At 60.7% G+C, this 12745-nt stretch carries 10 protein-coding genes; 5 read left to right on the plus strand and 5 right to left on the minus strand.

Annotation, left to right across the window (positions count from 1 at the left end):
* The first annotated feature begins 8 nt into the window (after window positions 1–8).
* The 3 genes from CIC07_RS20190 to speD all read left to right on the plus strand — a co-directional run bounded on the left by CIC07_RS20190 (window position 9) and on the right by speD (window position 2706).
* A complete protein-coding gene (locus CIC07_RS20190) occupies window positions 9–884 on the plus strand; it encodes a glycine betaine ABC transporter substrate-binding protein (protein ID WP_076356714.1) in 876 nt (291 codons plus the stop codon).
* On the plus strand, window positions 884–1603 hold the full coding sequence (locus CIC07_RS20195; protein WP_076353490.1) for an ABC transporter permease: 720 nt from the start codon (window positions 884–886) through the stop codon (window positions 1601–1603). Before CIC07_RS20190 ends, CIC07_RS20195 begins: the two co-directional genes overlap by 1 nt.
* Before the next feature lie 296 nt (window positions 1604–1899).
* Entirely contained in the window at window positions 1900–2706 is an 807-nt protein-coding gene (gene speD / locus CIC07_RS20200; protein WP_076353488.1) for an adenosylmethionine decarboxylase, read from the plus strand.
* A 151-nt stretch (window positions 2707–2857) separates the two neighbouring features.
* On the opposite strand, the gene CIC07_RS20205 is transcribed toward speD, so the two are convergent.
* From CIC07_RS20205 to CIC07_RS20215, 3 genes are all read right to left on the minus strand, one after another.
* Complete coding sequence (locus tag CIC07_RS20205; RefSeq protein WP_076356712.1) at window positions 2858–3115, minus strand: DUF2164 domain-containing protein; 258 nt, start codon at window positions 3113–3115, stop codon at window positions 2858–2860.
* A gap of 41 nt (window positions 3116–3156) precedes the next feature.
* Window positions 3157–3693, minus strand: coding sequence for a GNAT family N-acetyltransferase (locus CIC07_RS20210; RefSeq protein ID WP_234992853.1), 537 nt, complete (start codon window positions 3691–3693; stop codon window positions 3157–3159).
* Window positions 3694–3846: 153 nt separating this feature from the next.
* On the minus strand, window positions 3847–5850 hold the full coding sequence (locus CIC07_RS20215; RefSeq protein ID WP_076353484.1) for a Na+/H+ antiporter: 2004 nt from the start codon (window positions 5848–5850) through the stop codon (window positions 3847–3849).
* Window positions 5851–6131: 281 nt separating this feature from the next.
* On the opposite strand from CIC07_RS20215, the gene CIC07_RS20220 reads away from it, so the two are divergent.
* Together CIC07_RS20220 and CIC07_RS20225 are read left to right on the plus strand one after the other, a co-directional pair.
* Window positions 6132–6923 (plus strand): TrmB family transcriptional regulator, encoded by a 792-nt coding sequence (locus tag CIC07_RS20220; RefSeq protein WP_076353482.1) that lies wholly within the window; start codon window positions 6132–6134, stop codon window positions 6921–6923.
* A 123-nt stretch (window positions 6924–7046) separates the two neighbouring features.
* The gene (locus CIC07_RS20225) at window positions 7047–8261 is read left to right on the plus strand and encodes an MFS transporter (protein ID WP_076353480.1); all 1215 of its coding nucleotides are present in this window, start codon (window positions 7047–7049) and stop codon (window positions 8259–8261) included.
* A gap of 205 nt (window positions 8262–8466) precedes the next feature.
* Here the strand turns inward: CIC07_RS20225 and CIC07_RS20230 are convergent, their stop codons facing one another.
* Window positions 8467–8952: a DinB family protein gene (locus CIC07_RS20230; RefSeq protein ID WP_076353478.1), complete on the minus strand. Its 486-nt coding sequence runs from the start codon at window positions 8950–8952 to the stop codon at window positions 8467–8469.
* A gap of 297 nt (window positions 8953–9249) precedes the next feature.
* Complete coding sequence (locus tag CIC07_RS20235; RefSeq protein WP_083687855.1) at window positions 9250–12708, minus strand: galactose-binding domain-containing protein; 3459 nt, start codon at window positions 12706–12708, stop codon at window positions 9250–9252.
* Window positions 12709–12745: the final 37 nt, after the last annotated feature.

The following is a 12745-nucleotide window of genomic DNA, read 5'->3' on the forward strand; positions in this document are numbered from 1 at the left end:
CCGCCCGCATGGCGGCGCTGCCGCTGCTGCTTGCGCTCCTCCTGCCGGCGTCGGGCTGCACGGGCAAGGCGGACCTGCGGATCGGCGCCCAGACCTTTACCGAAACGAAGATTCTGGCGGAAATGTACAAAGCCCTCATAGAACGCGGCACGGATCTGCAGGTGAAGGTCATTCCCGACCTGGCGGCCAGCCCGCTCGTATTCAGCGCGCTCGACAGGGGCGACGTCGATCTGGCCACACTGTATTCCGGCGAGATCTTCAACAACCACTTTCCCGTGAAGCCGACCAAGGACCGCGCCGAGGTGCTGCGCCAAGCCAAGGAAGGCTTCGACAAGTATTTCGGCTTCGACTGGATGGATCCGCTCGGCTTCGAGAACACGTATGCCTTCACCGTCCGGCGCGAAGTCGCGGAGCAAAAAGGCTACAAGACCATATCCGACATCAAGCCGGACGCCGCCTCCATGCGCTTCGGCGTGGACACCTCCTGGCTGGAGCGGGTCAGCGACGGCTACCCGGCTTTCCAGAAAACGTACGGCATTTCCTTCGCCAAGTCCTATCCGATGGAGCTGAGCCTCGTATATTCCGCCGTCAAGAACAAGCAGGTCGACATCGTGCTCGCGTATTCGACCGACGCCCGGCTGAAAGCGTTCGATCTGGCCACGCTGGCGGACGACAAGCATTTCTTCCCGCCCTATGATGCGTCGGCCGTCATGCGCAAGGACATGGAAGCCCGCCATCCGGAGATCAAGCAAGCGATCGCCCCGCTGTTCGGCACGATGGACCGGGACACGATGGTGAGCCTCAACTACAAGGTCGACATCGAGAAAAAGAGCGAGCGCGAAGTCGCGCTCGCCTACCTGAAGGAGAAAGGACTGATTCCATAATGCCGGAGCAGCGAGAGACGCTTGCCGACTTCTGGAACTATCTGTACCGCAACCGCGGCCTGTTGTCCGAATATTTCATCCAGCATGTGCAGCTGGTGGCGGCCGGCGTGCTGCTCGCGCTTGCGGCCGGCGTGCCGCTCGGCATCCTCTGCACCAGGAGCAGGCCGCTCGCCCGGATCATTCTGGCGATCACCGGCATCCTTCAGGTCGTGCCGAGCCTCGCGATGCTCGTCCTGCTCATGCTCTGGATGGGTCTGGGCAACACGACCGTCATGGCAGGCCTCTTCCTGTACTCCCTCAACCCGATCGTGCGCAACACCTATGTCGGGCTGCAGCAGGTCGGCAGCAGCTTTCTCGAAGCGGGCCGCGGCGTCGGCATGAGCCGCTGGCAGCTGCTGTGGAGCGTGCGCATGCCGCTGTCGCTGCCCTACATGATGACCGGCATCCGCATCGCGGCCGTCATCGCCATCGGAGTGGCCACGATCGCCCCGCTCGTCGGCGGCGACGGCCTCGGCCGCGAAGTGTACGCCGGCATCAACGGCCAGAATTCGCTGCGCATCTATGCCGGAGCGCTTCCTGCCGCCCTGCTCGCCATCGTCGCCGACATCGTGCTCGGGTACGTGCAGAAGCGGTTCGATCCGGCTGACCGGGCTTCGCGCAGGCGGGGCGGCGGCAAGGCGGAGCAAGCGGTGCCGCCCGTGCCCAAGGCGCAGGGCTGATAAGGCCTGTCCCCCGAACCTGAGGCTGGGCCGAGAAAAACCTGTCTCCTGTGCTGAAGGAGCAAGCTGGGGTGGGGAGCCGTCTCGTCTTCAACATGCCGATCTGGCAACGGCTTGGCCTGCTTCGCGTGCCTTGCGGCCTTTGCATGCTTGGCGCTCTAGACGTAGTTGGCTGCGCTCCCGCTTCTCCCCCTATGCTCCCCGGAACCGGCAAGAAGGGCCGAGGGTAAACTTTTGCAGGCCGGGGTAATAGTACGAATAACTTGGCACAGGCGCGCAAAGGAGAGGATTGCCGGATGAAACTGACACACGAGCAGGTCATCGCCCTTCACGGGTTCAACAACCTGACCAAATCGCTGAGCTTCAACATGTACGATATATGCTACACACGCAACAAGCAGGAGCGCGAGGCCTACCTCGCTTACATTGACGAGCAGTACAACTCCGACCGTCTCAACCATATCCTCCATCATGTGTCGGATATCATCGGGGCGCATGTGCTCAATACGGCCAAGCAGGATTACGAGCCGCAGGGCGCCAGCGTCACGCTGCTCGTCTCCGAAGGCCCCGTCGTGCAGGTTCCCCAAGGCACGTTCGGCGAATCTCCGGGACCGATGCCCTCCAACGTCGTCCTTCAGCTCGACAAGAGCCATATCACCGTCCATACGTATCCCGAATTCCACCCCGACGAAGGCATCAGCACATTCCGCGCGGACATCGACGTGTCCACCTGCGGCGAGATCAGCCCGCTGAAGGCGCTGACCTACCTCATCTCCTCCTTCGATACGGACATCATGACGCTGGACTACCGGGTGCGGGGCTTCACCCGCGACATTACCGGACATAAGCTGTTCATCGACCACGACATCAGCTCCATCCAGAATTACATTCCGGACGAGGCGAAGGACCTGTTCCACATGATCGACGTCAACGTCTACCAGGAGAACATCTTCCACACGAAGTGCAAGCTGAAGCAGTTCGATCTCAACAACTACTTGTTCGGCTATACGAAGGACAAGCTGAGCGGGGAAGAGCAGCAGGAGATCACCGAGAAGCTCAAGGGCGAGATGGACGAGATTTTCTACGGCAAGAACATGTATTGAAAAACAAGCCTGTCCCGCGCTGGATATACCGGCAGCAGGACAGGCTTGTTGAATTCTTTTCCGATTGCGGCTTTTTCAGCTGCGGTTCAGTTCAGCTTCGTTTTTCAGCCGCCGTTCCTTTCAAGCGGACGGTAGCTATCCAAGCTGCGGGTCATTTCCGCGCCGTCCGGCTCGCTTGCTGAAGGGAGTACAGGTCCTCCTCCAGCGCCCCCATCCGCTCGCGCACGGTCCGGACGGCATCCTCGACAGCCTGATTGCGGATGACCGGCGACAGCAGCGAGAGCATGAAGTCCAGCATCAGCTCCGCGGGCAGCTCTCCGAGCTCCTCGTCCCTTTCCATGAGGAAATAATGCTGCAGCTCTCCGATGAGCTGCTTCTTCTGTTCCTTCGGCAGCTTTGTTGTCTGCATCAACCGCCACGCCCTTCCATGTTCGGATTTGCCTGCCAGGCTCAGCAGCTGCAGCTGCTTCCGGCCCTCTTCCCTTCCTTGGAGACGGAGGCTACCGATCTGTCCGCGCCGGCAGGCGGCTTCTCCGGATCCCTGGAAAAAAGCAGAATGCCGTCCCGCTTCTCCCAGCCGGCCTTCGTCCAGAAAGCCGCTCCCCCGCCGTTGCTCTCCATGACCATGAGATAACAACGCTCGATGCCGGCTTCTCCGAGTCCGCGCAGGCATCTCTCCGCGAGCTCGCCGCCTATGCCTCTTCCCCGGAATTCCGGGTCTACGGCCAGGTGGTACAGCCAGCCGCGCCTTCCGTCATGGCCCGCCATGAGCGTGCCGACGACTCTGCCTCCGGATGCGGCGACCAGGCTCAGGCCGGGGTTCCGCTCCAAGTAGGCCGAGATCGCCTCGCGCGAATCGGCTCCGCTCAGCACCAGCCCGTCCATCCGCTTCCACAGAGAGATGGAGTCGTCGTAGTGGCTGGCGTCCATGGGAATAAACCGGATCGGCTCCGACTCTTGCACTTGCTCTTGCACTTGCTCTCGCATTTGCTTCTGCTCCCGAATTCCGTCCATGCGGCTCGAGTCCCCTTTCATGAATGCCTCTGCCCTGCCGGTCCAGACTCCCGCTCTTCCGTTGCCGGCCCGAACGAGGCTCGTGTCCTGGCACAGCCCATGTCGAGCAGGAATAACCGCATCCGCCTAATGCGCATGAGCCCCCACTTCGTCGTTCTCATGCAAGCTTGCTTCCCGGTAATTGACGTAAACCCTCAGCTTGCCTGCAAGCTTCCGGTCGATGTCCCCGCTCTCGAACAAGCGCTGGATTTCATTGCGCTCGGCCTGGACGGCCTTCTGCTCCAGCTCCTTGCGTCCTTCCTTGGAGCCCAGCGGGCGGCCGAGCGCGGCTTGGCCGCTGCATAGTCGGAGCTCCAGCTCGCGGTAATGCGCCACCATGGCAAGCACGATATCCTTGCTGTAACGGCCTTCCAGCTCCTTGATCCGTTCCCCGGCCGCCTTGACCGAGGCTTGCTTGAGCTCCAGATAGGCTTCCTTGCTCCGGGTTCCCTTCAGCTTGGCCTTGCGGTGCCTCCCCCGCTTGGTGAACAGGCGGAGGAACAAGCCGTAGAGCAGCGTAGCCAGCAGCTTGACCCGGTTCGTCAAGGCAAGCTCGACGCGGTTGAGATAATGCTGGAAGGCCTCCTCCATGTCGGGCGTGATTCTGCCGTCCTCCAGCCATTCGCGGGCAACCTTGCGCTCCGCCTCGAGAGCGTGCAGGCGCAGGTCGACGACGGCGCTTCTGGATTCCGCCTCCGAAGCGAGGCCGAGCCGCAGCTGCTGGATGCGCTGGACATAATCGGCGCGCAGCTCAAGAGCCGCCGCCTGGTTGTCCTCGCGCATTTCCCCTTGCACAGTCCTCAGCCCTGCATCCAGCACCAGAATGCGCGCGCGGCGCTCCGCTTCCTTGGACGCCGCCTCCATATCCTTGGTCTTGCCGTCTTCGGACGAGCGTGTCAGCAGCGGCAGCATGACGCTGGCGAGCAGCAGCGTGATCAGGATGACGCCGGCGCAGATGAAGAGGATCAGGTTGCGCTCCGGAAACACGGAGCCATCCCCGAGGAAGAGCGGAATGGAGAACGCGCCCGCCAGCGTCACCGCTCCCCGCACCCCGGACAAGGCAGTCAGCAGCGACGTCTTGAACTTGCGTTCGTTGGCCCATACCCATGCCATCCGGAGCAGGAGCAGCAGCGCCGTAATGGCGAGAATATACCCGATGACCTTGCCGTTGTTGTAGTTCGGATCCTCCCAGACCACCTGGATGACTTCTGGAATTTCAAGGCCGAGCAGCATGAACACAAGGCCGTTGAGGCAGAAGATGATGACCGACCAGGTGCTGTCGGAGACGACGTTGAGCTTGATCGTGGACGGACCCATCCGGTCCCTCTCGATGGCATGGACGACGCCTGCGGCCACGACCGCCAGGATGCCGGAGACATGCAGATGCTCCGCCGCGAGATAGATGACGAACGGCGTCAGGATGAGGATCAGCATATGGACCGTGACGTCCTCCATCCCCCAGCGGCGCAGCCAGACGCGCAGCCAGACGACAGCGAAGCCGAGAGCGGCGCCGAGCGCCAGACCTCCAAGCGCGATGACGAAAAAGCTTCCGACGGCGCTGGTCAGCGAGAAGTAGCCGGTCACCGTCGCCGCGATGGCGAAGTTGAAGGCGACGAGGCCGGAGGCGTCGTTCATGAGCGCCTCGCCCTCCAGCAGGCGCAGGATGCTGCCCGGCAGCTTGACCCGGCTCGCGATGGAGCCGACGGCGACGGCATCTGTCGGGGACAGGATCGCCGCCAGCGCGAACGCCGCCGAGAGCGGGATGGCGGGAATCATCCAGTGGATGAACGGCCCGGCCACGAGCACGGTCGCGAACACGAGGCCGAGCGCCAGCAGCAGGATGGAGGAGCGCAGCTTCCACAGCTCCTCTCGAGGCGTGATCTTGCCGTCATTGAACAGCAGCGGCGCGATGAACAGCACGAAGAACAGCTCCGGATTCAGCGGCACATGATGCAGCCACGGGAAATAAGCGGCTGCGATGCCGAGCGCGATCTGAATGATCGGCACCGGGACGAACGGAATGAAGCGGTTGATGATGTTGGAGACCCCGATCAGGACCAGCAGCGCCATCACCATGATGAAGATTTCCATGAGGCAACCAAGCTCCTTATGTACAGTCTTGCCCCTAAAGGGCGGAAGTGCGTTATCTTATTACTTTACCATAGTGCTTCGGCTGATCCTAACCGATGTCCGCCGGCAGCAAAAAAACGGACATGCTGCGAATTGGACCGAAAGCTGCCTGAAAAAAAATCGGATGGAGCCGTTCGACGCCGGCGGCCATTTTGTTGTTGACGAAAAATTGGATTCAATGGCATAATCAGCTTATTCAAATTAGTAGTATTCATTAATACGACTACATATAGGAGGTTGCGATGATCGATCGACTCAAGAGGCTCGGCATGTCCGAGCTGGAAGCCCGCTGTTATCTGGCGCTGCATGAAGAGCCTGTCCTGTCCGGCTACGAAGTCGCCAAGAGAGTGTCCGTCTCGCGCACGAATGTCTATGCGGCTCTGAGGTCGCTCGTAGAGAAGGGAATCTGCCGGGTATCGGAGGGCGAAACATCCATGTACGCTGCGATTCCTATCGAGGATGTCATCCGCCAGCTGCGTTCGGAGTTCGAGGAGAATGCCGGCATTCTGGAGCGCGATTTGAAGCCCCAGCCGCCTGCCCCGGGCTTCTACAGCTGGACGGGCGAAGGCAATATGCGGACGGCGATCCGCCGGCTGATCGCCGGGGCGAGCCGCACCATCGTCGTCGATATTTGGAGCGAGGACTTCCCGGTATTGGAGCCTATGCTGGCTGAAGCCGAAAGCCGAGGCAAGACGGTGATCGTGATTACGATCGGCAAGGCGGAGAGCGGGCTGAAGCATGTCTTCACCCATAAGCGGATGGAAATGTGGCTGCCGGGCACATCCCGAGGCTTCTACATCCTCTGCGACTGGAAGGACGGTCTGCTCGGCAGCTTCAACGAGCCCGGCAAGCCGTCCGCCCTGGAGACGGATCATCCGTCCGTATCCGGCATGCTCCTGCAGGCGTTCCATCACGACCTTCTGATGATGGACATGGAGCGCGACTTCGGTCCCCAGCTGGCCGAAGCCTACGGCTCCGACTATGAGAAGCTGCTTGACCGCTACCGCCATGATTATGGCTGGGATATTCCTTGACGGCAATTCGGCGAGGGATGGAGCCTGACCGTGCCTGGTTATGCCCGATGCAAGTGCAGAGAGATAGATAAATAGAAAGATAGATTGAATGATAGACCATTGGAACGGAGAGGAACCGAAACCATGTCACAAGCTGTCGCCCGCAAACTATCGACGAATGCGACCCTATTCCCGATTCTATTCATGATCAGCACGGTTCACTTGCTCAACGATTCCATGCAGTCGACCGTGACCGCTCTCTTTCCCGTCCTTCGCGAGACGCAGCAGCTCAGCTACGGTCAGATCGGCCTGATCGCATTCATGATGAATATAACCGCTTCGTTCCTGCAGCCGCTCGTCGGCCTGTTCGCCGACAAGAAGCCTCGCCCCTACATCCTGCCGCTCGGCGTCTGCTTCACGCTCATCGGGGTGATCGGCCTCTCTCTTGCGCCAAGCTTCGCCGCTATTCTCCTGTCCGTGACGGCGATCGGCGTCGGCTCGGCTGTCTTCCATCCCGAATCCTCGCGCGTCGCTTATCTGGCTGCAGGCACCAGCAGAGGGCTCGCCCAGTCGATCTTCCAGGTCGGAGGCAATATCGGGAGCGCGCTCGGTCCTGTCATGACGGCGCTTATCTTCATTCCGCTTGGCCAGAAAGGAGTGCTGCTGTTCGTGATAGCCGCTCTGGCCGGCATCGCGATCCAGACCGTCGTCGCGCGCTGGTACGGCTCCATCAGCGCCGCTCCCCGCCCCAAGGCTGCTGCAGCAAGCGCCGCCATGCCCAAGCTGTCTTCGGGAAAGGTGAAATTCACCATCGGCGTCCTCGTGCTCCTTGTCTTCTCCAAGCATGTATACCTGTCGAGCTTCACCAGCTTCTACTCGCTCTACCTGATCGACGATTTCGGCATCGGCAAGCAGTCGGCCCAGTGGTACCTGTTCGCCTTCCTTGTCGCTTCCGCAATCGGAACGTTCATCGGCGGACCGCTTGCAGACCGCTTCGGCCGCCGCAACATCATCTGGCTTTCCATCCTGGGAACCGCTCCATTCTCCCTCATGCTTCCTTATGCGAATCCGTTCTGGTCGGCTGTCCTGTGCGTATGCGCCGGGTTCGTGCTTTCCTCCGCCTTCTCGATCATCGTCGTCTACGCCCAAGAGCTGCTCCCGGGCAAGATCGGCCTCGTCTCCGGCCTGTTCTTCGGCCTAGCCTTCGGGCTTGGCGGACTCGGCTCCGCCTTGCTCGGCGAGATCGCGGACGCGACCAGCATCGGCCTGGTCATGAGAATCTGCTCTTATCTGCCTCTTCTCGGCATCTTCACCCTGCTGCTCCCCAAGGATGCGGAGCTGCGCGGCCAATCGAAGTAGCCAACCGCCGTATCCATGGAACACTAATGAAAAGAACCGGCAAGAGCAAGGGCTCACGAGCCCGTCTCTTTGCCGGTTCTTTTCATTCCCATGAATGGATTATTCAGCGCTTCGTTTCCCGGTAGTCGGCAGGGCTTGCTCTTCCGCCGATTGTTGCCGCTGCAGACGCTATCGAATCTTTATGCGGATGCGCCGGTCGGTACGATCAAACCCGCATTTCGAACAGCCCTCTGCCGATCAAGTTGGCCGTAACCGGCTCTTTTCCTAGCTCCCGCGACCATACGGACAATTGCCCGGCGTGATGGATTTCGTGGGCGATCAGATGCCGCATCACCTCGCCGTAGGTATGGGGAACACGCTCTCCTTCATCCGTGATGTCGATCATGATGCGGTCATCCATGCTGTCGTTCCAATCATGCACGAACGGAGCGAGCTCCGCGTGGCAGGAGGCGGAGAATTCGGTTAGTTGCCGAAGGCTCGCCACTTCTCCGAACGGAGGAATATCAACCGCTCTTTCCTGGATTCCGCCGCAAATCCAGCCATACTCGACGGCCACAATGTGATACAGCGTCGGAAGAATGAATCCGATGCCGCCGGTCCGTCTTTTCATCAGCTCTTCCTCGTTTACCGTCTTGCACCAGTCCAGCCAATCCCGGCGAACCTGCCAGTTGTATTCGAACAGTTTACGAATGCTCTTCGCCTCCAGTCATCGGGCTTCGGCATGGTCCGCCGGCAGCCTCCGGATGTCGCTCCCCTGTCTTGCCGATAGGGACTTTTCCATTAAATTCGCTATTCTCTCCATCGTTCCTGCCAGGGAGCGGGCCCAAGGAAATTCCGGCCGATCATCGTTCAGCCTGTCACGGCAAAAAAAAGCCCGCCGGAAAGCATTCCTCTCCGGCGGCCTATGGTCCGATCCGCGTTCTTATCCGACAGGTTCAGCGGAACGGAATCCCAACCTTTCACGAGCCCGATGGGCTCATGATGTGCTTCAGTTGACGTTAATCTTGAACGTCGACGTCGTGTTCTTGATATTCGTGAAGTTGTTCGTCAGCTTCAGATTGTTGAACGTCACGGAGCCGACTGCCGGCCCTTGGCCCGGTTCCGGCATTTCATTGGCCCAGATGGCTACGCCGGACTTGGCGTCGTAGGCATCGCCGCTCTTCTGCGCGCCGGAGATCGAGACGTTCGTGAAGATCGTGTCGGTGACCGGGTTTTGAGGCTGGCCTCCGCTATAGTTCGTCTGGAACATGATGCCGACATAAGTCGGGTCGATGATGTCCACATCGCTCACCCGGATGCCCTGGAACACTTTGGAGGCCGAGAATACCCAGATGGCCGGGAATACCTGCTGTCCCCAGAAATGGCCGCCGGAGCGGACGACTGAAATGTTCTGCAGGTTGGTCGTCGGCGAAGCGCCGAAGCCGTTCATCGGATAGCCGAAGTCGAGCGAGCTGATCGTGATGCCGGAGTAGCAGAGCGTGTCGGCGATGTAGATGTTGCGGAACGTGTTGCCGTACCCGCCGTACACAGCCAGGCCTGCCGCGCGCCAAGTAAGGATCGAGGTCAGGTTTTCAAAAATGTTGTCCTTCTCGTCCGCTCCGCCTGCGTCGATGGCCGAGAACAGCGCGAAGCTGTCATCGCCCGTCGCGCGCGCCTCGATGTTGGAGACGAGATTGTTCGTGCTGCCGTTCGTCATGTTGATGCCGTCGGCGAAGGTGTTGCGGATGCGGGAATTTTTGATCGTCATGTAGTCGGTGTTGGCTCCCCAGTACATGCACACCTGATGCTCGGTCCAGATGTTGTCGATCGTCATGTTCGCGACGTTGGAGAAGTCGAACACCTTGCCCGGTCCGTCGATGCGGCTCTTATAGTTGCCGAAGTAGGCGAAGCCGGAGAAGGTCGAGCCGTTCGCCGTCGCCTCGGCGCGGAAGCCGATATCGGTATTGTCCTGGGCGGCCGGCGCCGTGAAGCGTGTATACCATGGTCCTGCGCCGACAATTTTGACCGGCTTGCCGTATACCTGGAATTTGTTCGAGGTCGAATACGTTCCCGCCGGCAGGTAGACGCCTTCCAGCGTTCCCGTCGTATCCATGCGGAATTTATCCAGCGCGTTCTGCACGTCCTGATGCGTGAAGCCGGCCGGAACGACGTACTTCGCCGGGTTCGGGTTGGCGATCGGGGCGACCTGCTCCAGATTGATGAAGTCGATCGCGTAGTTCGTCGTGTTGGCCGCATCCTTCTGCAGCTTGATCGTGCTGCCCGCCGGGATCGTCGTGTCGAACATCATGTTGGCTTCGTCATAGATATGGCGCGGAGCGCCCGAAGAAGGGCTGTTGTCCGGGTTCGTCTCATTGCCGTACAGCCAGGCGTACTTGCTCGTCAGCTGGATCGCCTTGGAGAAGCTGCCGTTGACGTAGACGTTCAGCGTGGAATCGATGCCTCCTCCGCCGGGAGCATCCGGAATGGAGAAGCGCACGACGAGCGTGTTCGTGCTGGCCTTGGTCGTGAACTGCACATAGCTGCCGGTCGAGTTCAGCGTAACCGCCTTGCGGCCGGAAGCTTCGCCGGCGATGTCGCCGATGTTGCGGTTCGGCCCGACGACGGAGGCGCCGCCGCCCGTCACGCCGTCTTCGGCTTCGTACATGTCGTAAGGCATGTTCGCGCCGCGTCCGACGAAGAACGATTGCGTGCTCGTGTTGTTCGCCTGCTTGACCGGCAGCTCGTTGCCGTCGACGGCGATGACGGTTTTGACGGTATATTTACCGTTCACGGCCGTCCAGGTGCCGAGGCTGATCGGAGCCGTCGAAGCTCCTGCGGCAAGCGTGCCGTTGTAGGAGCCGGTCAGCGTTTTCAGCACAGCGCCGCTCGTGGCGTCCGACAGCGTCAGCGTAATGCCGTGAGCGCCTGCCGCGGATGCCGCCGTTCCTTGGTTTTTGAGGGTGACGGAGAAGCTGACCGTGTTGCCGGCAGCCGGGTTGCCCGGGCTCCAGCTCACGCTGGAAGCGATGAGATCGGAGCTCGAAACGGGGCTGACAACAAGCGCCGAAGCGGCCGTGAAGCTGTTGTTGTTCTCGTTCAGTTCAATGACCGCGTTGTTCTCGTCGACCTTGGCGGTCACTTGATAGGAGCCCGCATCCTTGGCGCCGATGCTCAGCGGCACGTTGACGGAAGCGCCTGCTGCAAGCGCGCCCACATCGGCCGTACCGGCCAAGGCGCTGCCGAGGTAGAAGTTGACCTTGGTGGCGGCCGAAGATGCCGTACCGATATTGCGGACGGCTGCGGTGAGCGTCACGGAGTCCGTTTCCACGGGGGAAGCCGGAGTCCAGGAGAGGCTCGTTACGGTGAGATCCGGATTGGGAGCCGGCGTTCCGATGACCTGGAACTCGGCGACCTGGCCGGCGGAGGAGCCGGTGTTGGCCGTGAAGACCAGCTGCACGTCGCTCGCCGTGCCGGAGACGGGAATCGTCACCGTGTTGCCCGAAGCCGGATCGAAGACATAGTCCTTGGCGCCGACGAGGCTCGTGAACGAGCTTCCATTCTGGGCTTTGCCCATCACCTGGATCGTCTGCGTGCGCTTGCCCCAGGACGAATCCGGGTTCAGCTTCAGTACGACGGAGCTGAGCGTTGCATTCGCCCCCAGGCTGACGGTCAGCGTGTTGGGATAGGAGCCTCCGGCGCCTTCCCAGTAAGTAGCCGTGTTGCCGTCATTGGCGTTGGCCGCCACGAAGGTATAGACCGTCGAGTTGGCCGAGATAGGCTTGCCTAGAGCCAGATTCGAGCCGGGACCCGGGGTCGGGGTAGCTGTCGGGGTCGGGGTGACCGTTGGTGTTGGTGTTGGTGTTGGTGTTGGTGTTGGTGTCGGTGTTGGTGTCGGTGTCGGTGTCGGTGTCGGTGTCGGTGTCGGTGTCGGTGTCGGTGTCGGGGTTGGTGTCGGTGTCGGGGCGGTTCCGCCGTAGATCTCGAATTCCGAGAATTGGCCCGCCGGCCAAGCCGTGTTGGAGGTGACGGTCAGCTTCACATAGCGCACGCTTGCCGCTGTGAACGAGACGGTGACTGCATTGCCGCTGGCAGGATCGAAGGTGTAGTTCGCAGCCGCTTTGAGCGTGGTGTAAGAAGAATCGTTCGTGCTGCCGGAGATGAGGATGTTCTGCGTGCGGGCTTCCCATCCCGAAGGCAGCTTCAGGACGACTTGGCCGACGCTCTGCGAGCTTCCGAGGTCGATCCGGACCCATTGCGGCCAGGCGTTGTTGACGCTTTCCCAATAGGTCGATGCATTGCCGTCGTTGATGTTCGATGCCTGGTAGACATCCGCGTAGCCGCTTGCCGCGACAGACTTGCCGAGCGCCAGGTTCGTCGCCGCCTCGGCCGCATTCGGACGCAGCGACAGCGATCCGAAGATCAGCGCCAATGCCAGCAGCAGCATCGAGGCGCGTTTCGTTTTTGCCATTCGTCAATTGCCTCCTTATTAATAGAAAGAATGATAG

The sequence above is a fragment of the Paenibacillus sp. RUD330 genome, from assembly GCF_002243345.2.
Classification (GTDB): domain Bacteria; phylum Bacillota; class Bacilli; order Paenibacillales; family Paenibacillaceae; genus Paenibacillus_O.

Bases quoted from the DNA above. Each gene is read 5' to 3' on its own strand.
- CIC07_RS20225 (WP_076353480.1), top strand. From the start codon at position 7,047: ATGTCACAAGCTGTCGCCCGCAAACTATCGACGAATGCGACCCTATTC.
- CIC07_RS20210 (WP_234992853.1), bottom strand. From the start codon at position 3,693: ATGCGAGAGCAAGTGCAAGAGCAAGTGCAAGAGTCGGAGCCGATCCGG.
- CIC07_RS20215 (WP_076353484.1), bottom strand. From the start codon at position 5,850: ATGGAAATCTTCATCATGGTGATGGCGCTGCTGGTCCTGATCGGGGTC.
- CIC07_RS20195 (WP_076353490.1), top strand. From the start codon at position 884: ATGCCGGAGCAGCGAGAGACGCTTGCCGACTTCTGGAACTATCTGTAC.
- CIC07_RS20205 (WP_076356712.1), bottom strand. From the start codon at position 3,115: ATGCAGACAACAAAGCTGCCGAAGGAACAGAAGAAGCAGCTCATCGGA.
- CIC07_RS20220 (WP_076353482.1), top strand. From the start codon at position 6,132: ATGATCGATCGACTCAAGAGGCTCGGCATGTCCGAGCTGGAAGCCCGC.
- CIC07_RS20190 (WP_076356714.1), top strand. From the start codon at position 9: ATGGCGGCGCTGCCGCTGCTGCTTGCGCTCCTCCTGCCGGCGTCGGGC.
- CIC07_RS20235 (WP_083687855.1), bottom strand. From the start codon at position 12,708: ATGGCAAAAACGAAACGCGCCTCGATGCTGCTGCTGGCATTGGCGCTG.
- speD (WP_076353488.1), top strand. From the start codon at position 1,900: ATGAAACTGACACACGAGCAGGTCATCGCCCTTCACGGGTTCAACAAC.